This window comes from Thalassospira sp. MCCC 1A02491 (genome assembly GCF_001613785.1).
Taxonomy (GTDB): domain Bacteria; phylum Pseudomonadota; class Alphaproteobacteria; order Rhodospirillales; family Thalassospiraceae; genus Thalassospira; species Thalassospira povalilytica.
In genome coordinates, this window is record NZ_LPVX01000028.1 from 107,545 (window position 1) to 131,821 (window position 24,277).

The following is a 24,277-nucleotide window of genomic DNA, read 5'->3' on the forward strand; positions in this document are numbered from 1 at the left end:
CGCGGCATTCCAGGTGGGGGAACTAACCTGAAAACAACCGGCCCAGCCTTGTGAGGGGGGACAGATTTGGCTGGCCATGTCCTCGACTGACAAGAACGAATTTGACCAAAGAACAAGGCAGGAAAACAGGCCTGATTGGGCCATTTCGGGGCGAATTATGTTCAAATCTGGGCACATTTCCACCAACCACTTGATACCACTGCCCCAAGCCATGATCTACTTAAGGGGGTGTATCGGACAGCACAAAACATGCAAACAGAACTGCAATATTCACCAAACGGCTTTTGCCTGATGCCCATTGTCCCCACCCTGCCTTAAAAAGACACCCCGGACAAAACCGGGCATTCGAAACGTCCAGACCGGCTGCCAGGATTGCTGCAGCGTGGAACAGATCGCAACACACGCCCGGCACCATGGGATATCGGTCTTCCTGTTCAAGGAGATGCCAATGCCCAGCACCGCCCGTTCGACCACTTCACCCGGCACACATCCCCCGCGCGTTGCGGCCCTGATCGGCCCCTATTCCAGCGGCAAGACTTCCCTGTTTGAAAGTTTGCTGTGTGCAACCGGGCGCATCCACCGCAAGGGAACCATCCGCGACCACAATACCGTCGGCGACAACAATCCCCAATCGCGCACCCGCGAAATGAGCACCGAACTCACCTGCGCCCAGACCACCTATCTCGACGAGGAATGGCATTTTATCGACTGTCCGGGATCGGTTGACTTTGCCCAGGATGCCCGCGAAGTCGCGATGATCTGCGATGTCGCCATTGTCGTGGTTGATTGTGATCCCGCCCGGGTGATGACGGTTGCCCCGATCCTGAAATTTCTTGATCGCAACCGCATCCCCCATCTGATTTTCATCAACAAGACCGATCATGGCGGCGTGCGATTGCGCGATAATATCGACGCCTTGCAATCCATTTCCGAACGCCCCCTGATCCTGCGTGAAATACCGATCCGCGATGGCGATGGTCATGACGATGCCATCACCGGCTTTGTCGATATCGTCTCTGAACGGGCTTACCAGTATCTCGAAGGTCAGCCTTCCAAACTGATTACCATGCCCTCCACGCTGGCAAGCCGCGAAGACGAAGCACGCGAAGGCCTGCTCGAAACACTGGCTGATTTTGATGATGATCTTCTTGAACAGATTCTCGAAGATCAAACACCCGCCCCTGCCACGATCTATGACAATCTTAAACAGGATCTTGGCCGCGATCTGATCGTGCCGGTGTTTTTCGGATCGGCCGAACAGGATCACGGGATCATCCGGCTGCTTAAGGCATTGCGCCACGAAGCCCCTGCGGCGGATGTCTGTGCCCATCGTCTTGGTGTTGATCCCGATGATCAGAAAACCATCGTTCAGATTTTCAAAACCCTGCATCTGTCCCATGCCGGGCGGTTCTGCTTTGGGCGCGTTCTGTCGGGGGTTCTTAAAAACGGTGATGCGCTTGGTGCGGACAAACCGTCAGGACTTTGCACCATCTTTGCCGACAAGCATGAAAAGCTTGATGCTGCCCGAACCGGGGCAATTGTCGGCCTGCCGCGCGTTGAACATTTGCGCACCGGAAGTCTGGTTGCAACCGATGGCCCGATCGACAGTTTATGGCCCGATCCCCTGCCCCCGCTTTATGAAACCGGGCTTGAAGTCACCAAACCGGGTGATGATGTCAAACTGACCGAAGCTTTGCGACATTTATGCGAACAGGACCGTTCCCTGAGCTTCACCCACAATGACAGCACCGGACAACTGGTTCTGGCCGGTCAGGGGGACATTCATCTGCAATGCGCGCTGGCACATCTGCGCGATCACTATCATCTGGAAATCACCACGACGGCGGTTCTGACCGGTTATCAGGAAACCATCCGCAAGCCGTCCTCGGCCCGCGGACGATATAAAAAACAGACCGGCGGACATGGCCAATTCGGGGATGCGGCAATCGAACTGCGCCCGCTTGGCCGCGGCGAAGGATTTGAGTTCAGCGACCATATCGTTGGTGGCGCCATCCCGCGGCAATATATCTCGGCAGTCGAAAAAGGCATTCGTGACGGCTTGCGATGCGGGCCACTTGGTTTTCCGGTGATTGATGTCGCCGTCAAGCTGGTCGACGGGTCCTATCACACTGTCGACAGTTCCGATCAAGCCTTTCAGATGGCTGGCCGCATCGCCATCGGGGAGGCACTTGGCAATGCCGGTCCGGTGCTTCTTGAACCGGTTGATCGCTGTACCATTTCGATCCCGTCAGATTTCACATCCAAGGCCCAGCGGCTGGTCAGCACCCGGCGAGGTCAAATTCTTGGCTTCAATGCCAAGGATGGCTGGCAGGGATGGGACGAAATCGACGTTCAGATGCCGACATCGGAAACCGCCGACATGGTGACGGAATTACGTTCTTTGACACAGGGAACCGGCTTTTTCACACGCAGCTATTCCCACATGCAGGAACTGACCGGGAAACAGGCCGACACCATCGTCACCCAGCAACAGAAAGCCGGGAAATAGCCCTTGGCATGACACAATCTATAACCACACTTTTTGTAATAGAATTGATCTATTGCAAATCAATAAACTATTGATTGGCGTAACGTTTCTGCGTGTTTCATACTCCTTCTCAAGACAGAAACACAAAGAACCTTCGTGGGTTGCGCCCTCGACGAAAGGAGATCGACCATGCAGATTGATATTGGCATCAATGAAACCAACCGCACTGCAATCGCCGACGGCCTTGGCCGCGTTCTGGCTGATTCCTATGCGCTGTATCTCAAGACTCACAACTTCCACTGGAACGTGACGGGTCCGATGTTCCAGACCCTGCACACCATGTTCGAAGAACAATATACCGAACTGGCCACCGCGATTGATGAAATCGCCGAACGTATCCGTTCGCTGGGTGCGTTTGCACCGGCCAGTTTCTCGGCCTATGCCGAATTGTCTTCGATCGAGGAAGAAAAAGGCGTCCCCGCTGCCAAGGACATGATCCGTCAGCTGGTATCGGGCCATGAAACCGTGATCAAGACCGCGCGTTCGCTTTATCCGATTTGCGACAGCTCGGACGATGACGCGACTGCCGACCTTCTGACCGCCCGCATTCAGGTTCATGAAAAAACCGCCTGGATGCTGCGTTCCCTGCTTGAAAGCTGATCACCAGATCAATCTTTCCCAAACAGAAAACGGCCCGGAAATCCCGGGCCGTTTTTTTAATCTGTCAGACAGGTGATCTTAGCCAAACAGCGGATCGATCTGGCGGGCTGCATTCAGGACTACTTTATCCGCCCCGTGCGGTGCTGCGATCATCAAGGCCGCCGGAACGGTTTCGCCTTCAACATGGACCGGGATCGAAATGGCACAGGCATCAACCAGATTAAGATAACTGGTATTGCGCAACATCTGCGCATTCAAATGGTCGAAATCGGCTTCGACCTCGGCAATTTTCGGTGCCATCATCGGCAAGGTCGGCGCAATCATGACATCGACATCGGCCATCGCGGCATTAAACATCGAAACAATGTCGGCCCGCTTGGCATAGGCTGCGATCATTTCGTCCTTGGACAGGGTTTCGGCAAATTTGATCCGTGCCAGAACACGTGGATCACCGACGGTTTCCAGTGCCTCCAAATCCCCCGAATAGATCGCGTGGGCTTCAAACGCCACCAGCATCTTATTCAGGATCGCATTCTCGGCAACAAAGCCAAGCTCGATCTCGACCAACTCATGGCCCGCCGATTTCAGCTTGTCACAAATCGCGGCAAAGTCGGCTTTGACCCGGTCATCCAGCCCGTCGACAAACCCGCTGGTCGGCACACCGATCCGGATGGATTTCGCAGCAGTCTGCGCAACGGTCTTGCCGATCATGACTTCGAAAACCGTGATCGCGGTTTCCAGATCACGCGCAAGCGGCCCTGGCGTATCAAAGCTTTTTGCCAACGGATGGATGCCCTTGCCCGAAACGCACAACCGGCTGGGTTTGAAACCATAAAGCCCGTTAATTGCCGACGGGATCCGGATCGATCCGCCGGTATCGGTGCCAAGTGCAAAATCAACCAGACCATGGGCAACGGTCAAACCGCCACCCGATGTTGAACCGCCCGGAATACCTTCAGGGTCGAACACATTGCCAGGTGTGCCGTAATGCGGGTTAAGCCCGACACCGGAATAGGCAAATTCGCTCAGGCTGGTGCGCCCGAACGGGATCGCACCGGCTTTTTTGACCTGGGCCACAACATCGCAATCCTGATCGGCCGGTGCGCGATCAAGCAAAAGCTTGGATGCCGCCGTGGTGGCAATGCCGGCCTCGTCATACAGGTCCTTGATCGACACCAGCATCCCGGCCAATGGCAGGTCGGGATTGGCAGCAGCCATTTCTTCGGCCTTTGCCGCAGCAGCCAGAATTCGGTCCGGGTCAAATTCGGTAAAGATTTTACCCTTCAGATCACCAAGTTCATTGACCTTGTCGATTGCTGCTTGTGCCTTGTCGATCATCGCACCCATCTGGCTGCCTCATCCTTGTTTTATCGTTATGGTTCAGACGGAAACTGGCTCAGGCAATTTCCGGCAGTTCATTAATTGCATAAGAATGCTCGATCGTGCGACCAAGTACCGGATCATGCAACGCCATTTTGAAACGTTTTGCCGGACGCACGCCACCCTTGGCACCAAGGGTCCCGCACAGCATCACCGATGCCTTGCCGGCCGGGGCCGATGACATCAGACCCGAACCATCAATCAGGTCAGTCAACGGACGGATCGAGGCAATCGTGCCTTCCTGATACAGAACCCAGTCATCGCCGTCCTTTTCCGAAATCCACGACCGCATTTCGATCTGTTCGATATGGTCGGCCACTTCGTCAAAACGCCAGATGTCGCGTGCCACCGGCTTTTCACAGATCTGTTTGGACAGGGCAACCGAATGCGCTTCAAGTTCACGGTCGGTATGATCCGATGCCAGACCGATATAAAGCACGCCATCACTTGCAATCAGGAACGGTTCGATCTCGCCCGATGTGCCTTTGCCAACCACTTCAATCACGTCCTGCTGGGTTACCATGCCCGATGCCGTCCGGTAATAAAGCGGAACGCTTGATGGCGGTTTGACACCGATTGCGGCCAACTCGTCGATGTGATGCTGAATGGCCTTGGCATCGCGTCCGGTCCAACCGGCAACGGTGCAATGGCTGATGTCAAAGGCGATCTCTTTGCCAGAAAGGCTGAATTTCATCTGCATTTTTATAGTCCCGTTCAATTTGTTTTTTGGGGCGTCCGGCCTGTTGCGCGGTGCGGATACGCGATGCAACAGGCGGACGCGGGGCCCGAATGCGGATCGGTTGTGGATCCGCATTCTTTATTGGCCCGTTCAGGGAAATGGGGTCTGCGCGTTCCCGGCTCAGAGATATTCCGGCAGGAACAGTGCAAGATCAGGCAGGAAGATCAGACCGATAATCATGGCCACCATCACCAGAACAAACGGGATGGTACCCAGCATGACCTCGGACAATCGTCCGGTCTTGCGTGCGCCTTGCACGACATAAAGGTTCAATCCGACCGGCGGGGTAATCAGCGCCATCTCGATCAGAACGATCAGAAGAATGCCAAACCAGACCTTGTCAAACCCCATGCCGACCATGATCGGCACAATGATCGGAATGGTCGCCACCATCAGCGACAGGGTCTCGATAAAGAAGCCCAGCACGATATAAAGCGCGATCACCACCAAAAGGGTTCCCATCGGACTCAGGTTAAGACCGACCAGAAGCTCCTTGAGCTCGCGGCCCATACCCGCCGCTGTCAGGGTGAAGTTCAGGAAATAGGCGCCGATAATCACCAGCATGATCATCGCGGTAATCCGCACCGTGCCCAAAAGGCACATTTTGACCATCTGGTTGGATACACCCTTGTTGAAGGCGGCAATCCCAAGTGCAATCGCAACACCAACCGCGGCTGATTCCGTGGGGGTCGCCCAACCGGCATAGATCGATCCGATCACCACAAAGAACAGCACAAGGATAGGCAGCAAATGCTTCAGGCTGACAATGCGTTCCGACCATGTAAAGGACCGGCTTTGCCCGCCAAGCGACGGTTTGATTTTGCAAAGGGCCGCTGTCACCAGCATGAAGGCCACCGCCATCACAAGGCCCGGCACCAGACCGGCAAGGAACAGGCGCGGGATCGATGTTTCGGTCAGGAACCCGTAAACAATCAGGTTGATCGATGGCGGGATCATGATGCCCAATGTACCGCCCGCGGCAATCGCCCCGGAAAACAGTTTGGGATCATAACCAAGCTTCTCGGCCTGCGGCATGGCGACGGTGGCAACGGTGGCAGCGGTCGCAACCGATGACCCCGAGGTTGCCGAAAACATGGTTGCCGTACCGATATTGGCATGGATCAGACCACCGGGCAGCCATGAGAACCACTTATCAAGTGCCTCATAGGTTTTTGCGGCAATCCCGCCACGCACCAGGATTTCACCCAGCAGCACAAAGAACGGAATGGCAATCAGGGTCGAAGAATTGGACGACGACCAGACAACCTGCCCCAACCCGCGCAACAGCGGGAACGGGGTAAAGAACTGATCAACACCAATCCCCAACAGGAAAAGAACAATCCCCACCGGGATCGACAGGGCCAAAAGACCCAGCAAGGATGCGGTAACAGCGAAAATCATGATTCCAGCTCCAGTTCAGAGCGGGCACCAACAAGCGTATCGGCCTGTTCAAGATCGCGTCGCATCAAAAGAATAAGGGTAAGGATCACCAGCGCACAGGAACAGACCGCAAACCACAACCAGCCGGAAAACCAGATGGCCTGCGGAATCCAAAGTGGCGTTTCAAGCGGCGTGTTTGCGGTTGATCCGCGTTCGATCGTCTTGGACAGCACCGGCCAACATTGAATGGCAACAATCGATGCCACGGCGGCCAGCGCAACAATTGCCAGCAGATCAAGGAACGCCTTGCCGCGCTGCTGCAATTTCAGACGAATAAGGTCAATCCTGACATGGGCAAGCTCGGTCAGGGCAAATGAAAGGCCCCAGCTTGCAACGCCTGCCATGACGTAACCTGAAATTTCTTCTGATCCGCCAAGCGATATGCCAACTTCACGCAGCAAAATCTCGGCGATGATCAGGGCCACGCTGCCCATCAGAACAAGTCCGACGAGCAGCGCGATAATGCGGTTTGTGCGGCGGATGGCCGCAATCAGTTTCTGGGTCACGATCTCGGTCTCCGCCATGCACTATTGATTAGTTCAGCGGTACGGTAACACCGACGGTCGCACCAACGCTATCGTTCCAGCGTTTGACCCAATCGTTACCTGCGCGCTCTGCCCATTCCGGCAGAACCGTGGTGGTCAGGATTTCCTTGGCCTTGGCAACATCGGCTTCGGAAACTTCAACCAGTTTCATGCTTGCCGCATCACCTGCCGGGCAGGTGCCATTGCCGGTCAGGCAGGCAACATCGTTTTTAAGTGCATCTGCTGCCGACGCCCAGGCCGGTGCTTCGAACTTGGTTTTGACTTCATCCATGATGAAGGCCTGCTGTTCGGCACTCAGGCTGTTCCATTTGTCCATGTTCATCGCGGTCACAACCGGATCCCAACCGCCAAGCGGAATGGTCATCAGGTGATCGGAAACTTCCCACCAGCCTGCGCTATAGCCCGAACCGGCACCGGTAACGGCACAATCGATAACACCACGCTCAAGACCGCCCGGAACTTCCGAGAAGGCAACGTTCACGCCGGTCGCACCCAGTGCTTCCAGGAACTTGGTGGTCATACGGCCCGAACCACGGACTTTCTTGCCTTTAAGATCGGCAAGCGTGTTGACTTCACCGGCACAGAAAACAACCTGCGGCGGGTACGGTGCAACTGCCAGAACCTTGGCGTTGAAACGATCGGCAAAGATGTCATCAACCATCGGACGGGCTGCTTCGACCATTGCTTTTGCTTCGGCCGCGGTGTTGGCGACCAGCGGCACGTCAAGACCTTCAAGTTCCGGCGCATCGCCAACTGCGTAATCGCCAACGGTCATGGCAACGTCAAAAACACCGTCGCTCAGGATACGGAACACGTCACCGCCACCGATGCCCATCTGGTCATGGGTCGTCATTTCAACATTGAATTCGCCGTTGGAATCTGCCGGAAGGGTTTCGGTCCAGAACGGGCTTTCATACTGTTTGTAAAGCGGCAGGCTGCTCCAGCTGCCGACAACCGAAAGATCCTCGGCAAAGGCCGGGGTTGCGGCAAAACCTGCACCCAGGGCAGAAACCGCCAAAAGCGAAGAAACCATCTTTTTCATAAGAAAAGTCCTCTCTGATAGATCGTTTATGATTGGTGTGTGTGTGGTTTGGTCTGAAGGGAAAACTCCGCGGCCTCGGCGAGGACGTCAGTCACAAGCATCAGGCCGGGTTCGTGCGTGATGGCAAATTCGGGTAAGACATTGCGAATTGCCATTTGCGGCGTGACTCCGCACGCCCAGAAAACCGGAATGTCCCCTTCATGAATGACGGGTTCATCTCCAAAGTCCGGTTTCATGATATCCGCAATACCGATCTGGGCCGGGTCACCGATATGAACCGGTGCGCCGTGGGCCAGACGATATCGATCGGAATACAGGATCGCCCGGATCGCGTCGCCCGGGGTGAATGATCGCATCGATACCACCAGCGGACCATGGAAACGCCCGGCTGGGGACGTTTCGATATTGGTCACATACATCGGCACATTGCGGTTGGCATCCATGTGACGCAGCGGCACACCGCCGCGCGTGATTGCCGCTTCAAACGAAAACGAACAACCCAGAACGAATGTCACCAGATCATCGCGCCAGACATCGGTCAGATCGGTCGCACTGGTGTAATCAGCACTGCCGCGGAAAATGCGATACCCCGGAAGATCGGTGCGAATATCAAGATCCGCGCCCAGTGCCGGGATAAACGGCGATCCTGGTTCGGACATCCCGATCAACGGGCATGATTTGGGGTTCTTTGCACAGAATTGCAGAAACTCGTCTGCGTAGTCGGCCGGCAGGATCGCCAGATTGCCCTGAAGGTAACCTGATGAATAACCGGTGGTCGTCCCTGTATGTTCGCCGCTACGGATCGCCTTGCGCAACGCCAGTGGCGTAATTGCGGAAATGGCTTCTTTCGCGATGTCAACGGAACGGGGGGCGCTTTTTGACGCGTTCATTTTTGAGTCCCATTCTCTGCCTCTTTGTAAAGATTGAGAAACCGGACCGATCTTGTCAAGAAATCATTTTATCTGATTTTTGATCGTATTTAGCGATCAGTTTGATCAAACAGTTTTGCTGCTTCCTGTACTGCTGCCCCGATTTCGCGGTTGCGTTCCGGGTAATAGGTGATGACAAAATGTAACGCCGTCAGCGATGCCTCATCGCGCACCGGGATTTGCTTAATATGTTCATCCCAAACGGAATTCTTGACCATCAGGGTCGGCAAAACCCCGATCCCGAAGCCCCCCGCCACCAGATGTTTAACGGTCGAAAGCGATGCCGAACCATGCAATGCCGGCTGGGAAATATCGGGTGCGGCAAAGATACTTTCGACCTCGCGAAATGGCGGGGTGCCCTTTGGAAATGTCACGATGGCATGGCTTGCCAGCTCACCTAGTGACAGGGGTGCATCCCCCAGTTCCATCGTTTCGGCACAATACCAGCCCAGTTCAACCGGCTTTAACGGGGCTGCCACCGCACCTTGGGGCACGGATTCGCGCAACATGATCGCGACATCCATCTCGTCATCTTCAAGTGCCTTGCCAAGCTGCCCGGATGTATCGACTGACAATTCGAACCGGACCTTGGGAAAGTCATTTTTCAGCTTGTTGAGCATATCGGTCAAAAGCGTATGCACGATGGTTTCGGCAACACCGATGCGCACGGTTCCGCTCAACTCGCCCGGATGGGTCAATTCCTGCCAGATGCGGTCGCGCGCCCGTGACAGGCGCTGGGCTTCCTCGACAAAGCGCAAACCCGCCGCCGTCAGGCGAACCTGCCGGTTGCTGCGATCAAACAGCATGATGCCCAGTTTCTTTTCCAACCCCGAAACCCGGGCCGAGATCGCCGATTGCGACAGATTGTATTTCTGGGCTGCTGCCCGAAAACCGCCAGCCTTGACGATATCTTGCAGAATTTCGATATCCTTGAATTCAAACACGCCATCCACCCTGATCAATATTGTTTGTGATCACTTTACCCTCCATCCGATCACTTCGCACGATCAATTGATCAATCTTTTGATCAGAAGCCCGTCTTTTGCCGTAAATCCAAGATACCGGACCGCGCGCCAAACCGGGTTTCACCAACCGATCACCGAGGCGTGACTTGCCCAAAGATGCTTTTGCACGGACATTGAACCAACCGGGTAATTGGAGGACGACATGCTGATACGCCGCAAAAAGGGCTGGGAAATTCCTGAACGCGATGCCACACCACAAGCGGTCTACCAGAACCGCCGTCAGTTCCTTAAGGGGATTGCCGCCGGATCGATCGGTGCAACCGCCGCGTCCCTGCCAATTGGCAGTGCGCTGGCACAAGGATCGGCATCAACCGCCGACCTTTATCCAGTATCGCGCAATCCGGCCTACACGGTGGATCGCGAACTGACCGAAAAGGCCAAGGCGCTGACCTATAACAACTTCTATGAATTCGGGTCGCACAAATCGATCTCGCAGGCCGCCCAGGCGATGAATATCCGCCCCTGGACAGTCAAGATCGACGGGCTGGTTGAAAAGCCGATCGAAATCGATTTCGAAGAACTCGTGCGCAAGATGCCGCTCGAAGAACGGGTCTATCGTTTCCGCTGTGTCGAAGCATGGGCCATGACCGTGCCCTGGTCCGGCTTCCCGATGAAGGCACTGGTTGATTTTGCCAAACCGCTTTCAGGCGCCAAATATGTCGAAATGGAAACCGCCAGCCAAAAGGAAACCATGCCGGGGCTTCGTCAATTCTGGTACCCCTGGCCCTATATCGAAGGTCTGTCGATGGCCGAGGCCACCAATGAACTGACCATGATCGCGACGGGCATTTATGGCGAAGAACTGCCCAAACAAAATGGCGCGCCCTTGCGTCTGGTCACCCCTTGGAAATACGGCTTCAAAAACATCAAATCCATCGTCCGCTTTACCTTCACCGATGAACGGCCCAAAAGTTTCTGGGAAGATATCAACAGCGACGAATACGGCTTCTGGGCCAATGTAAACCCCGAAGTCCCCCATCCGCGATGGAGCCAGGCTTACGAACGCCTTCTGAACAATGGCGAAAGTGTCCCGACCCGGATTTACAACGGATATGGTGAATATGTCGCCGATATCTACAAGGGCATGAAAAACGAAAAACTGTTCATGTGACCGGTCATCCTTGAGCGCAGCAAACACGCTCCTTGCAACCGATCTTCCCCTTATGCGCGCTGGCCATCATTGCTGATGGGCGGCGCGTTCGGTTTTCGGGACCGGCATTACGATCTGCAAATTTGCCCATGGCGGCACACAATCATCCCCGCTTCATAATGCGGGATGCTTGATGCAGGGATGCGTGATGTCAGATCCGCCTATTGGGCGGGCTGGGCATAACGGGCATAGATTTGATCAAACGTGCCGTCATGGCGCATTTCAACCAATGCGGCTTCAAGTGCGGTAAAGCTGCCATCGGTGAAATAGGCGGACTGGCGGGACAATCCGATAAAGGATGGCTGGCCTTGCAACACCAGATCGGCCTTGCGAATACGAAACGGCCCTTCGCGTCTGATCAGTTCAACCGCCAGAAGTTCCGGAACGATCAAGGCATGGATCCGGTGCATATCAAGCATCCTGAACAGGGTCGGATAATCGGCCGCCTCGACCAGCCGGATATCGGCAACTTCGTCAAGCTGGCGGCTGTGATTTGCCCCGCGCAACACCCCGACCGACTTTGCGCCCAGATCCTGAATGCTTCGGATATCGCCATCAAGCGCCCCGATATAGATCGCCTTTGGCTCGTCGGGTAAGGCCGCGCCGAAATAATACATATATTGCTGGCGTTCATCGGTACGGTTGGGGCCCAACATCAAATCGGCCTTGCCCCGTTCGATCAGGTAAAGAGCACGCCTGAACGGCACCACTTCGAACGCAAGATCAATACCGACCCGGCGTGCGGCTTCGCGCACCACTTCAACATAAATGCCCGAATATGAAAGCCCATCCGGCGTTTCCTTGACGATGCGATAGGGTGGCGCGGGATTGATCACCACAGTCAGTTCGCGCGCAGCGGCATTGCCACCGGCAAACAATCCACCTGCCCCGGCCAAACAAACCGCAACCCACAAAAGCCAAGATCTCAGACGCAGCATAAAGCTGTTCTCCAAGGCCACCAGAACATCAGGATAGGGAAAGAACCCGCTCCCTTCAACAACGCGACTCCCGTCGCCCGTCATGGCGCTTTATATGCGGACTAAATCACCCCGAACAACCGTTGTTTTTGCAATGCTCGCTCATCTGATGCGGCGTTTTCTGCATTGGTTTTTGGCTTATGGCCCCTTGCGCCGACGACCTTTATATTTCGGTTTGTTGGCCGATTTTGATCCGGGGCCGGCCGTTCCGATGCTTCGCGCCATCGGTCCGGCTTCCGCAAGACCAAGTTCCTGGTCTTCCAGTCGCTTGACCTCGTCGCGCAGGCGGGCGGCCTCTTCGAATTCAAGGTTGCCTGCGGCTTCGCGCATCCGTTTTTCAAGATCTTCGATATGCGCACGCAGGTTATGACCAATCAATGTGTCGCCCGAAACGCCGGTATCGACCGTGACGTAATCCTGTTCCGCCACACTTTCAAGAACATCATTGATCTTGCTGCGGACCGTTTCCGGCGTGATGCCATGTTCCTCGTTATAGGCCATCTGCTTTTCACGGCGGCGGTTGGTTTCGCCAATCGCATATTCCAGGCTGTCGGTCATCTTGTCGGCATACAGCAACACCCGACCATCAACGTTACGCGCCGCGCGACCAATGGTCTGAACCAGCGATGTCTTGGACCGAAGGAACCCTTCCTTGTCCGCATCAAGGATCGCCACCAACGCACATTCCGGAATATCCAGCCCCTCGCGCAGAAGGTTGATGCCAACCAGAACGTCAAACACACCCAGACGCAAATCACGGATGATCTCGATCCGTTCAAGCGTATCAATGTCGGAATGCAGATACCGCACACGAATGCCGTGTTCATGCAGATATTCGGTCAAATCCTCGGCCATGCGTTTGGTCAGGGTCGTGACCAGAACGCGCTGGCCCTTGGCCGCACATGCCTTGGCCTCACCCAGAAGATCATCGACCTGGGTTTCAACCGGGCGAACAATACAGACCGGATCAATAAGACCGGTCGGGCGGATCACCTGTTCGGCAAAGACACCACCGGTGCGTTCCATTTCCCAATTGCCCGGTGTTGCCGAAACAAACACGCTTTGCGGGCGCATGGCGTCCCATTCCTCGAACTTCAAAGGACGGTTATCAACACAGCTTGGCAGGCGGAACCCATGTTCGGCCAGGGTGAATTTGCGATTATAGTCCCCCCGGTACATGCCGCCGATCTGTGGGACGGCCACGTGGCTTTCATCGACAAACAGCAACGCATTTTCCGGAAGATATTCAAACAATGTCGGCGGCGGATCGCCGGGATTACGGCCCGACAACCAGCGGGAATAGTTTTCAATCCCTTTGCAGTGTCCGACCGTTTCCATCATTTCAAGGTCAAAGGTCGTGCGCTGTTCAATGCGCTCGGCGGCAAGAAGTTTGCCCTCCTCGCGGAACTGTGCCAGGCGATCTTTCAGTTCCTGCTTGATGCCGGCCATCGCCTGCACAAGGGTCGGGCGCGGTGTCACATGGTGCGAATTTGCATAAACCGTGACCGAGTCCATAGTCGCAAATTTATGCCCGGTCAGCGGATCGAACTCGGCCAGTTCCTCGATCTCGTCGCCAAACATCGAAACCCGCCATGCCCGGTCTTCGGCGTGGGCCGGGAAAATCTCAAGCACATCACCGCGCACCCGGAAAGTGCCGCGCGAAAAGGCCGCGTCATTGCGGGTATATTGCAGTTCGACCAGCCGCTTCATGATGTCGTTGCGATCGACCTCGTCGCCAACCGAAATGCGCTGGGTCATCTCAAGATATGTTTCCACCGCCCCGATACCGTAAATGCACGACACCGACGCCACGATGATACAGTCGTTGCGTTCAAGGATTGCGCGCGTTGCAGCGTGGCGCATCCGGTCGATCTGTTCGTTAATCGAACTGTCTTTTTCGATATAGGTGTCGGTCCGCGGAATATAGGCTTCTGGCTGGTAATAGTCGTAATAGGAAACGAAATACTCGACCGCGTTTTCCGGGAAAAACCCCTTCATCTCGGCATAAAGCTGGGCGGCCAAAGTCTTGTTTGGCGCAAGAACAAGGGCAGGGCGCTGGGTATTGGCGATGATGTTCGCCATGGTAAAGGTCTTGCCCGACCCGGTCACACCCAGCAGAACCTGATCGCGTTCATTCTCGTTGATGCCCGCCATCAGTTCGGCAATCGCGGATGGCTGATCGCCGGCGGGCTGATATTCCGTCACCAGCTTGAATTCCCGTGACCCTTCAACGGGCGGGCGACGTTTGGTCAGAAATTCCGGTAGCGCATCCATCGGGCAAATCCCTTGTTTGATCTTGCCCCTAGTTATAGGTCAGATAGCACCAATCGCAAGCCCCACCCCTGACAGTTCCTGTCAGGAAATGTCAGGAGCCGTCAGGATCAGGATTGCCGGAACAAGAACCATTTTACCGCGTTATGCATTCTGTTCTGTTCGATCTGACATCCTGTGGACGGTTAAATTGGATAAATTCATCCCAAAGAACCCGCAAAACGCGACAAACTGCCTTGAATTGCATTTAAGGCAGGCGTAGGGTCCGATCCGAAAGAACGCGATTCTTTTCACTTCTTTTTTCATTCCAGGGAAACAGACCAATGGCGTTTATTGCCGACCGTTTGAGCCGTATCAAACCATCTCCCACCATTGCCGTAACCACCAAAGCCGCTGAACTCAAGGCAGCTGGCGTTGACGTTATCGGTCTTGGCGCAGGCGAGCCGGATTTTGATACCCCCGACAACATCAAAGAAGCTGCCAAAGCAGCGCTCGATGCTGGCAAGACCAAATACACTCCGGTTGCTGGCACTCCCGAGCTGCGCAAGGCCATTGTCGAGAAGTTCAAGCGTGAAAACGACCTGGAATACACCATCGACGAAATCACCGTTGGTTGTGGTGGCAAGCAGACCCTGTTCAACGCGTTCTTCGCAACGCTGAACCCGGGCGATGAAGTCATCATCCCGGCACCGTACTGGGTTTCCTACCCGGACATGACCCTGATGGCCGAGGGCACCCCGGTCGTGGTCGAATGCCAGGAAGAAAACGACTTCAAAATCACCGCCGCCGAGCTCGAAGCTGCGATCACGCCCAACACCAAATGGGTTGTTCTGAACTCGCCGTCGAACCCGACCGGTGCGGCTTATTCGCGTGCCGAACTGCGTGCGATTGCCGACGTTCTTCTGAAACACGAAAACGTCTATGTCATGTCTGACGACATGTATGAGCACCTCGTCTATGACGGTTTCGAATTCACCACCATCGCCCAGATCGAGCCGAAGCTCAAAGAGCGTACGCTGACCTGTAACGGTGTGTCGAAATCCTATGCGATGACCGGCTGGCGTCTTGGCTATGCTGCCGGCCCGAAAGACCTGATCAAAGCGATCAACAAGGTCCAGTCGCAGTCCAGCACCCACACCTCCTCGATCAGCCAGGCTGCTTCGATCGAAGCGCTTAGCGGTCCGCAGGACTTCCTTAAAGAACGCGCAGAAGTCTTCAAAAAGCGCCGTGACCTTGTTGTCGCAGCCCTGAACGAATGCGAAGGCCTGTCGTGCAAAACCCCGGAAGGTGCGTTTTACGTCTATCCGTCTTGCGCGGGTGCGATTGGCAAAACCACCCCGGATGGCAAGAAAATCGAAACCGACACCGACTTCGTCACCTACCTGCTCGAAGCAGAAGGCGTTGCTGCGGTTCAGGGTTCGGCATTCGGTCTGGCTCCGTATTTCCGCATTTCCTATGCGACGTCCGATGCGGCCCTTACCGAAGCATGCGCACGTATCAAACGTGCTTGCGCTGCACTGAAATAAGGTTTCTGCACCCGATATTTTGGGGCATTGATCACCAAACAGGGTCCGGCACTTGCCGGGCCCTGTTTTTTTGTCCATTATCGAATTCAATAATTACGCACTGAATTACCGATAAATCGGACACATCATGATCAACGAGAACTTCTACGCCACCGTCGACGGAATAAGTCTGTTCTGTCAGCGGATCACCCCTGCCGATGTTCGTGAAGATGCCCCGACCATTATCTTCCTTCATGAGGCCCTGGGCACCATTCGCATGTGGCGGGACTTCCCCGCCAAACTGGCAACCGCAACCCGGCACCCTGTCATTGTCTATGAGCGGCGCGGCCATGGCCGGTCAGACCCGCATGCCGATGGCGACATTCCCCGTGCGGTCGATTTCCACAACATCGAAAGCGATGTTTATCTGCACGGGCTGATCACCGAACTGGGACTAAGCAAACCCATCCTGTTTGGTCACAGTGACGGCGCGACCATTGCCCTTAAATACGCCGCCCGTTTCCCCGACAATGTCACTGCGGTGATTTCCGAGGCCGCCCACGTCTTTGTCGAAGACGTCACCATTGCCGGCATCAATGATGCGGCGGGCATTTATGCCAATACCGACTGGAAAACCAAACTTGAACGCCATCACTTCTTCCAGACCGATGCCGTTTTCAGCGCCTGGGTCGACACCTGGCGGCAACCGGCTTTTCGTGACTGGAACATGGTCGACGAACTTGCCAGCATCACCTGCCCGCTTTTGGTCATTCAGGGCGATGATGACCAGTTTGGCAGCGACGAACAGGTCCACACCATCTGCGCCAATGTCAGCGGCCCGGCGACCGGAATGCTGATCAAAAACTGCGGCCACATCCCGCATTTCGATCAACCCGATCAGGTGATCGCCGCCAGCCTCAAGCATCTGGGCCTTGCCGAACTTGTCGATGGCTAACACCAACTTGCTGCCCAAACAAAAAAGCCCCGGCTGCGTCATGCAACCGGGGCTTTTTGATTGGGCTATGCCCGAATTCTGTCGGCTTATTCGGCCAGTGCGTCTTCGGCGTCGATCACGACCGCAACCGCATGAATGACCGATGCAATACGGATGGCGTTCTGGATGGTTTCCTTTTTGACGCCGGCACCTTTGAGTACCTTGTCATGGGAATCGATGCACATGCCGCAACCGTTGATCGCCGAAACCGCGATCGAAAACAGTTCGAAATCGGCCTTGTCGATGCCCGGTTTGCCGATGATGTTCATACGAAGGCGGGCCGGCATCGAACCGTATTCGGCATCCGAAACCAGATGCACGAAACGGTAATAGATGTTGTTCATGCCCATGATTGCCGCTGCACCCTTGGCAGCTTCAATGGCTTCTTCGGACAGTTTTTCTTTTGCTTCGGCGGCAACGGCCTTGATCAGTTTGGCGTTGCGCGATGCGAATGCACACGCAAGGGCTGTGCCGTAAACCTGCTGGTCGGTCATGCCAGGATTGTTGGCCATGCTCGACAGGTTCAGTTTGAGATCCTTGGCATAGGACGGCATTGCGTCTTTGATTTCGACGATAGAAGTCATTGTTTAACCCCTGAATTCATTGCTGCTTTGAAAGCGAAAATCACAAAACTCTTCAGCCATCACCAAGCCGCCGACCATATCGGCAGATGGATCAATCAAATTTTCCCGATGGGCTGAAAACGGGACCGGACAGGTGTCCGGCCCCAAAATCGGTCTGGACCAAGTCGTAAAATACGACTTAGAGGGTCGCGTCACCCTGGTTCCAGTTGCACGGGCAAAGTTCGTCGGTCTGCAGTGCATCAAGAATACGCAGGGCTTCCTGCGGGTTACGACCGACATTAAGGTCGTTAACCTGGACGTGACGGATGATGTTGTCCGGATCGACGATGAAGGTCGCACGCAGGGCAACACCGGCATCTTTCGCCAGAACACCAAGGGCTGCCGACAGTTCTTTTTTCTCGTCAGCCAGCCATACGAACGGGCTGTCACCCAGATCTTCGTGGTGGGTACGCCATGCTGCATGGACGAAATCGGTGTCGGTCGAGCAACCCAGAAGAACTGCGTCACGGTCTTCGAATTCACCGTTCAGTTCGCCATAACCGACGATTTCGGTCGGGCAGACAAAGGTGAAGTCTTTCGGCCAGAAGAACAGGATCTTCCATTTGCCTTCATAGGACTTGTCGGTCACCGGTGCGAAGCTGTCCGGGGTTTTGCCCGAAACACCAGTCAGATTGAATTCAGGAAGCGTATCACCAACGGTAAGCATTATTTTGGTACTCCATAACCCAGTTAAAATTCCCGATTAACGGCCCCCGACAGGCCGTGTCATCTTGTGTGCAAGTGCAAAAAATGCACTCCCTGCTGGCGATTTGTAGTGAAATGGACTAACTAAGACAAATAGATAAATCCTCAGTTGGTGATAGGAAAAATTTATGGCTGCCCAACCAAGTATCAAGCAGCTCAAGTACTTAGTTGCCCTTGCGGAATGCGGCCATTTTGGCCGCGCGGCCGAGGCCTGCTTTATCACGCAGCCCAGCCTGTCTGCGGCAATCAACGAACTTGAAAACCTTCTTGGCGCGCAGCTTGTCGAACGCAACAAGCGTCAGGTCCTGATCACCCCGCTGGGCGAAGAAGTCGTTTCGCGGGCGCGAAGCATTCTTCAGGAAGTCGACGAACTGACCACCATGGCACAGGCCGCAACAGAACCGCTGTCGGGCCCGATCCATATCGGCGTCATCCCGACCATCGGTCCGTATTTGCTGCCCGATGTGATGACCCAGATCAAGTCCGGCTTCCCGAAATTGCAGCCCTTCCTGCGCGAAGACCAGACCGGCAACCTGATCAAGCTTCTGTCTGCGGGCAAACTTGATCTTGCCCTGATTGCCCTTCCGATCGAGGAAGCCTGGCTTGAAGAGTTTGATCTGTTCGAAGACCAGTTCGTCTTTGCCTGCAGCCCAGACAACCCGCTGACCAGCAAAAGCCGCCTTGAAATTTCCGACATCAAGGATGAAAAACTTTTGCTGCTTGAAGACGGCCATTGCCTGCGCGATCAGGCCCTTGAAGTCTGCCAGAAAGCCGGATGGAGCAAATCCGCCGACTTCCAGGCCAACAGCCTGTCGACCCTGGTTCAGATGGTGGCTGCGGGTGTCGGATCGACCCTGCTTCCCGAAATGTCGCTTGAAGTCGAGGCCCGCCGCCCCGACCTTTTGAAAATCATGCCGTTTGAAAACCCGGTCCCGATCCGGCGCATCGGCATGGTCTGGCGCAGAAGTTCGGCCCGCAAACGTGAATATCGCCAACTGGCAACCTATTTGCGTGATCGGCTTACCCCGCGGCATCAGGCCGACGTTGCCTGATTTGCCCGGCGTCATTGATTTGCTTTACGGGTAAAACAGGAAACAGGCTTATCGTCGATGTTACCGATCAAGGATAACAACCCGACCACCATCACCCCCTGGGTGACCTACGCGATCATTGCGCTCAATGTCGTGGTGTTTCTGTTTACCGTCTCGCTTGATCCGCGGTCGGCCCAGCTGGTCAATCTGCAATATGGCGCAATCCCGGCCATTGTTTTCGGCCATGCCGACTTGCCACCGGAATTCTCCCCCTTCCCGCCGGGCTTCGGCTTTTTGTCGATCTTTTCGGCCATGTTCATGCATGGCGGCTGGATGCATCTTGGCGGTAATATGCTCTATCTCTGGATCTTCGGAAACAATGTCGAAGACGCGATGGGGCATTTCCGCTTTTTGATGTTCTATCTGATTTGCGGCATTGCCGCGGCCCTTGGCCATGGCCTGCTTGATACCCAGTCCCATATCCCGATGATCGGTGCATCCGGGGCGCTGGCCGGTGTGCTGGGGGCGTATTTTCTGCTTTATCCCAAGGCACGCGTGCTGGTCTGGTTCTTCTGGGTTTTCATTTTCTATGTGCCCGCCGTTTTCGTGCTCGGTTTCTGGTTTGTCACCCAGATCATCAATTTCGGAAGCGGTGCCGATGGCGGTATTGCCTGGGTTGCTCATATTGCGGGTTTCGTTGCCGGTCTTGCCCTGATCCCGCTTTTCAAGCATCGCAACATCCCGCTTTGGCACGACGGCTCCCCTGCCCCGGCCTTTGGCATTTATCGCCCCGGCCGCAAGGCCCGCGACGCTGGCACGGGTGCCAACATCCCGCCATGGGCCGCCGCCTACGAGGCCGAACGTGCGGCAAAACATGCCAGCATGCGCGACGATCAGCGCGGCCCGTGGGGCAAGGAAGGCGACAATCGCGACACATCACCCTGGGGGCGCTATCGCCCTGCCACGGGCCCAAAGCAAAAGCAGCCCACAAAGCCGTCTGTTGGTGTTCCGAAAGTTGTTCGCTTGCATAAAGACGCCAACCCGGACGATAATTGAACTCACCCCATAAGGGTCCCCTAACCCCGTCGGAGGATTGCCATGCGCGCCGCCTATTTCACTGAATATCAGGGTCCGATCGAAGTCCAGAAACTTGACGATCCGACCCCGACCAATGGCGGGGTCGTGATCAGGGTTGGCGCAACCGGCCTGTGCCGCAGTGACTGGCATGGCTGGATGGGTCATGATTCTGATGTGCAATTGCCCCATGTTCCGGGCCATGAATTCGCCGGAACCGTGGTCGCGGTCGGCAAGGATATCAAACGCTGGCAGGAAGGCGACCGGGTCACCGTCCCGTTTGTATCGGGCTGTGGTCATTGCCCGGAATGCAACAGCGGCAATCATCAGGTCTGTGACCATCAATTCCAGCCGGGCTTTACCCATTGGGGCAGTTTTGCCGAATTTGTCGCCATTGACTATGCCGACACCAATCTGGTGCGCCTGCCCGATGAAATGGATTTCGCAACTGCCGCCAGTCTTGGCTGCCGCTTTGCCACCAGCTTCCGTGGTGTGATCGATCAGGGCAAGGTCAGTGCCGGTCAGATCGTCGCTGTGCATGGTGCTGGTGGTGTGGGTCTGTCGGCAATCATGATTGCCGCCGCCGCCGGGGCCTATGTGGTGGCGGTTGATATTGACGATGCCAAACTTGAATTTGCCAAGGAACTTGGCGCCAATGCGGTTCTCAATGCCGCGGCAATTGATGATATCCCGACCGCGATCAAGGACATCACGCGCGGCGGTGCGCATGTCTCGGTCGATGCGCTTGGCAGTGCTGTGACCTGCTTTAACTCTGTCGCGTCCCTGCGCAAACGCGGCAAGCATATCCAGATCGGCCTGATGACCGGCGACCATGCCCATGCCAAAGTTCCGATGGATCGGGTCGTTGCCCATGAACTTGAAATTCTGGGCAGCCACGGCATGCAGGCATTCCGTTATGATGCTATGGTCGACATGATCATGACCGGCAAACTGGCCCCGCAGAAACTGATCGGCGATCGCGTCACCCTGGCCGAAGGCGCCACTGCGCTGATGAATATGGATCACTTCGCCGGAACCGGCGTCACTGTCATTGACCGGTTCTGATCGATGCTGGCGGGTATTGCGTTTCTTCCCAAACAGCCGATTGACGATATCCTTGCCGACATCGCAGCGGGCTATGATGCCAATCGCATCGCCGGGTATGTGCAAAAACGCCGCAAGGACCGGGACTGCGGCACACTGGTTTATGTCCGCAATCTGCGCAGCGGCGATGAAATGCCGATCACCAAGAACCGTGGCGCCATGGCAAAGGGCTGCAAGCTTGATGGTGATGCCCTGTCATCCCTGTCCGAGCAGCTTGAACGCGATGTCGAAACCGATTGTGATCTGTTGATTGTTGCGCGCTTTGGCCGCAGCGAAGCCGACGGGCGCGGTTTGCGCGATGTGATTTCACGCGCCCTTGAACTTGGCGTGCCGGTGCTGGTCGGGGTGCGCGGTGAATATGCCGATGCCTGGGCCGATTTCCATGGCGGCATTGCCGAAAGTCTCGACCTTGATCGACAGGCAATCTTGGACTGGCTGAACCATCAGACAAGCCTGCTCCAGGACGCGTGATGAGTGGCTGCTGATCCCTGACCGGCAATGGAAAAATCGGCAAATCGGCAAATGGGCAAATGGGCATGACGGCCTGATATCACGCTGGCAAATCAGCCCGGCTGCACGAACCAGTCCGCACCTGCTTGCGCCTTATCCGGTCTGAAGGGTTGTGCGTTCACGGACCAGAACCCGGGCGGCAAACCGTTCGAACCATTCCCCGAATGCCTGATCATATTTGATCCGTCCGGCGCGTTGTTCATCGGGTCCCTGACCATTGGGGCGGTCGGTTTTATCCCCGCCATTGGCAAGCCAGCGTTCATGGGTCTCATCATCGACTTCGGGATGGAACTGAATGCCCCAGATACGTCCATCAATGTGATAGGCCTGATGGGGAAATGTCGGCCCGGTCGCCACAAGCTCCGCGCCCTCGGGCAATCCGAACCCTTCGCTGTGCCAGTGATAGACCATCATCTCGTCGGGGAAAAGATCACGCCCGGCATCGGTTGCCTGCACCGGGTAATATCCGATCTCGGTCAAGCCTTCGGGATGGGGTTCAACATCCGCGCCCAGATGGCGCGCCATCATCTGTGCGCCAAGACAAATGCCCAGATACAGAACGTCACTTTCGATGACCTTGGGCAGGAATTCCATGATTGCCTGCACATTGCCAAGATCATCGTCATTGGCACTCATCGGGCCGCCAAACACCACAACAAGATGATAGCCCGACAGGTCATCGGGCAAGGCATCGCCTTCGCCCGGACGGCGAATGTCGAACTCGTAACCATATTTGCGCAAAACCGTTCCCAACCGCCCCGGCTGTCCGGTGGCCGAATTGAAAATCAGCAAAATGCGATCATTGGTACTCAGTTCGTTCATCGGGTCCTCATCATGGTGCGGAACTGGGGTCATTAAATCTGTTTCACGCCCTCTTTGACAAGCCCCCTGCCGTCAAAAACGCTGTTCCCCAAAGGAAAAGCCGCCGCACATTGTGCGACGGCCCTTGAATTCGATCCGAAATCCGGACGGCTTAGACGTTGAATTTAAAGTGGAAGATATCGCCATCCTTGACGATATAGGTCTTGCCTTCCTGGCGCAGCTTGCCGTTATCGCGCGCACCGGCTTCGCCGTTAAATTCGATGAAATCGTCATAGGCGATGGTTTCGGCCTTGATAAAGCCGCGTTCGAAATCGGTGTGGATGACACCGGCGGCATTGGGTGCCGTTGCCCCTTCATGCACGGTCCATGCGCGGGCTTCTTTCGGACCAACCGTAAAGAAGGTCAAAAGTTTCAAAAGTTTGTAGCCTTCGCGAATGACGCGGGCCAGACCGGTTTCTTCAAGACCAAGACCTTCGAGGAACTCTTTCTTGTCTTCGGCACTTTCAAGCAGGGCCACTTCCGATTCAATGGCCGCAGAAATCACCACCGAACGCGCGCCCTGGGCTGCGGCCATTTCGGCAACCTTGGCCGAAAGTTCGTTGCCTTCTGCCGCACTGTCTTCATCAACGTTGCAGGCATAAAGGATCGGCTTGCTGGTCAGAAGTTGCAGCATACGGAATGCTTTTTCTTCGTCTTCGCCATTGATTTCAACCACGCGGGCCGGCTGACCATCGCGCAGCACCACAAGCGCGCGCTCGATCAGGTCAAGCGCCAGCTTGGCATCCTTGTCATTGGAACGGGCTTTTTTCTGCAAGGCCGGAACGCGCTTTTCAAGGCTTTCCATATCGGCCAGCATCAGCTCGGTCTCGATGGTTTCGGCATCACGTACCGGGTCAACCGATCCGTCAACATGGGTGATGTCGCCATCTTCAAAGCACCGCAGAACATGCACAATCGCATCGGTCTCACGAATATTGGCAAGGAACTGGTTGCCAAGACCTTCGCCCTTGGACGCGCCACGGACCAGACCGGCAATATCAACGAATTCAAGCTGGGTCGGAATGATGTTTGCCGATTTTGCAATCGCGGCAATCTTGTCCAGACGATCATCAGGAACGCTGACACGACCGGTATTCGGCTCGATGGTGCAGAACGGGAAGTTTGCTGCCTCGGCAGCCGCCGTCTGGGTCAGGGCGTTAAAAAGGGTCGATTTGCCAACGTTGGGCAGACCAACAATACCGCATTTGAATCCCATCTTCGGGC

General features: G+C 55.5%; 22 protein-coding genes. 9 read left to right on the top strand and 13 right to left on the bottom strand.

Features of this window, described 5'->3' with window-relative positions; genetic code table 11:
- The first annotated feature begins 448 nt into the window (after positions 1–448).
- Positions 449–2,509: an elongation factor G gene (locus AUQ42_RS09515; RefSeq protein ID WP_197460829.1), complete on the top strand. Its 2,061-nt coding sequence runs from the start codon at positions 449–451 to the stop codon at positions 2,507–2,509.
- A 168-nt stretch (positions 2,510–2,677) separates the two neighbouring features.
- Complete coding sequence (locus AUQ42_RS09520) at positions 2,678–3,148, top strand: Dps family protein (protein ID WP_068518847.1); 471 nt, start codon at positions 2,678–2,680, stop codon at positions 3,146–3,148.
- A 78-nt stretch (positions 3,149–3,226) separates the two neighbouring features.
- Here the strand turns inward: AUQ42_RS09520 and AUQ42_RS09525 are convergent, their stop codons facing one another.
- The 7 genes from AUQ42_RS09525 to AUQ42_RS09555 form a co-directional block, all read right to left on the bottom strand.
- Positions 3,227–4,495 (bottom strand): amidase family protein, encoded by a 1,269-nt coding sequence (locus AUQ42_RS09525; protein ID WP_068518848.1) that lies wholly within the window; start codon positions 4,493–4,495, stop codon positions 3,227–3,229.
- Between the two features lie 49 nt (positions 4,496–4,544).
- On the bottom strand, positions 4,545–5,228 hold the full coding sequence (locus AUQ42_RS09530; protein ID WP_068518849.1) for a DUF2848 domain-containing protein: 684 nt from the start codon (positions 5,226–5,228) through the stop codon (positions 4,545–4,547).
- Positions 5,229–5,387: 159 nt separating this feature from the next.
- Positions 5,388–6,668: a TRAP transporter large permease gene (locus tag AUQ42_RS09535; RefSeq protein WP_068518850.1), complete on the bottom strand. Its 1,281-nt coding sequence runs from the start codon at positions 6,666–6,668 to the stop codon at positions 5,388–5,390.
- Entirely contained in the window at positions 6,665–7,213 is a 549-nt protein-coding gene (locus AUQ42_RS09540; RefSeq protein ID WP_082817813.1) for a TRAP transporter small permease subunit, read from the bottom strand. Before AUQ42_RS09540 ends, AUQ42_RS09535 begins: the two co-directional genes overlap by 4 nt.
- 28 nt (positions 7,214–7,241) lie before the next feature.
- Complete coding sequence (locus AUQ42_RS09545) at positions 7,242–8,294, bottom strand: TRAP transporter substrate-binding protein (protein WP_068518852.1); 1,053 nt, start codon at positions 8,292–8,294, stop codon at positions 7,242–7,244.
- A gap of 26 nt (positions 8,295–8,320) precedes the next feature.
- Positions 8,321–9,184: a putative hydro-lyase gene (locus AUQ42_RS09550; RefSeq protein ID WP_082817808.1), complete on the bottom strand. Its 864-nt coding sequence runs from the start codon at positions 9,182–9,184 to the stop codon at positions 8,321–8,323.
- Between the two features lie 89 nt (positions 9,185–9,273).
- On the bottom strand, positions 9,274–10,167 hold the full coding sequence (locus AUQ42_RS09555) for a LysR family transcriptional regulator (RefSeq protein WP_068518886.1): 894 nt from the start codon (positions 10,165–10,167) through the stop codon (positions 9,274–9,276).
- 223 nt (positions 10,168–10,390) lie between these two features.
- Between AUQ42_RS09555 and msrP the strand changes: the two genes are divergently transcribed.
- Entirely contained in the window at positions 10,391–11,359 is a 969-nt protein-coding gene (msrP, locus tag AUQ42_RS09565; protein ID WP_068518854.1) for a protein-methionine-sulfoxide reductase catalytic subunit MsrP, read from the top strand.
- A gap of 200 nt (positions 11,360–11,559) precedes the next feature.
- On the opposite strand, the gene AUQ42_RS09570 is transcribed toward msrP, so the two are convergent.
- The gene (locus tag AUQ42_RS09570; protein ID WP_197460830.1) at positions 11,560–12,336 is read right to left on the bottom strand and encodes an ABC transporter substrate-binding protein; all 777 of its coding nucleotides are present in this window, start codon (positions 12,334–12,336) and stop codon (positions 11,560–11,562) included.
- Between the two features lie 177 nt (positions 12,337–12,513).
- Positions 12,514–14,649, bottom strand: coding sequence for an excinuclease ABC subunit UvrB (gene uvrB, locus AUQ42_RS09575; RefSeq protein ID WP_068518856.1), 2,136 nt, complete (start codon positions 14,647–14,649; stop codon positions 12,514–12,516).
- Positions 14,650–14,969: 320 nt separating this feature from the next.
- On the opposite strand from uvrB, the gene AUQ42_RS09580 reads away from it, so the two are divergent.
- Positions 14,970–16,172 (top strand): aspartate transaminase, encoded by a 1,203-nt coding sequence (locus AUQ42_RS09580; RefSeq protein WP_068518857.1) that lies wholly within the window; start codon positions 14,970–14,972, stop codon positions 16,170–16,172.
- Positions 16,173–16,299: 127 nt separating this feature from the next.
- Positions 16,300–17,106, top strand: coding sequence for an alpha/beta fold hydrolase (locus AUQ42_RS09585; RefSeq protein ID WP_068518858.1), 807 nt, complete (start codon positions 16,300–16,302; stop codon positions 17,104–17,106).
- A gap of 86 nt (positions 17,107–17,192) precedes the next feature.
- On the opposite strand, the gene AUQ42_RS09590 is transcribed toward AUQ42_RS09585, so the two are convergent.
- Both AUQ42_RS09590 and AUQ42_RS09595 read right to left on the bottom strand, forming a co-directional pair.
- Positions 17,193–17,729, bottom strand: coding sequence for a carboxymuconolactone decarboxylase family protein (locus tag AUQ42_RS09590; RefSeq protein WP_068518859.1), 537 nt, complete (start codon positions 17,727–17,729; stop codon positions 17,193–17,195).
- 178 nt (positions 17,730–17,907) lie between these two features.
- Complete coding sequence (locus tag AUQ42_RS09595; protein WP_068518860.1) at positions 17,908–18,435, bottom strand: peroxiredoxin; 528 nt, start codon at positions 18,433–18,435, stop codon at positions 17,908–17,910.
- A gap of 166 nt (positions 18,436–18,601) precedes the next feature.
- On the opposite strand from AUQ42_RS09595, the gene AUQ42_RS09600 reads away from it, so the two are divergent.
- The 4 genes from AUQ42_RS09600 to AUQ42_RS09615 are packed head-to-tail and all read left to right on the top strand — an operon-like array spanning position 18,602 to position 22,153.
- Entirely contained in the window at positions 18,602–19,525 is a 924-nt protein-coding gene (locus tag AUQ42_RS09600; protein ID WP_068518861.1) for a LysR substrate-binding domain-containing protein, read from the top strand.
- A gap of 57 nt (positions 19,526–19,582) precedes the next feature.
- On the top strand, positions 19,583–20,560 hold the full coding sequence (locus tag AUQ42_RS09605; RefSeq protein WP_068518862.1) for a rhomboid family intramembrane serine protease: 978 nt from the start codon (positions 19,583–19,585) through the stop codon (positions 20,558–20,560).
- Positions 20,561–20,602: 42 nt separating this feature from the next.
- Positions 20,603–21,643: a zinc-dependent alcohol dehydrogenase family protein gene (locus AUQ42_RS09610; RefSeq protein WP_068518863.1), complete on the top strand. Its 1,041-nt coding sequence runs from the start codon at positions 20,603–20,605 to the stop codon at positions 21,641–21,643.
- Positions 21,644–21,646: 3 nt separating this feature from the next.
- Positions 21,647–22,153: a DUF2478 domain-containing protein gene (locus AUQ42_RS09615; RefSeq protein WP_068518864.1), complete on the top strand. Its 507-nt coding sequence runs from the start codon at positions 21,647–21,649 to the stop codon at positions 22,151–22,153.
- 132 nt (positions 22,154–22,285) lie between these two features.
- Here the strand turns inward: AUQ42_RS09615 and AUQ42_RS09620 are convergent, their stop codons facing one another.
- Together AUQ42_RS09620 and ychF are read right to left on the bottom strand one after the other, a co-directional pair.
- A complete protein-coding gene (locus tag AUQ42_RS09620) occupies positions 22,286–23,014 on the bottom strand; it encodes a GMP synthase (protein WP_068518887.1) in 729 nt (242 codons plus the stop codon).
- 151 nt (positions 23,015–23,165) lie between these two features.
- The gene (gene ychF, locus AUQ42_RS09625; RefSeq protein ID WP_068518865.1) at positions 23,166–24,269 is read right to left on the bottom strand and encodes a redox-regulated ATPase YchF; all 1,104 of its coding nucleotides are present in this window, start codon (positions 24,267–24,269) and stop codon (positions 23,166–23,168) included.
- Positions 24,270–24,277: the final 8 nt, after the last annotated feature.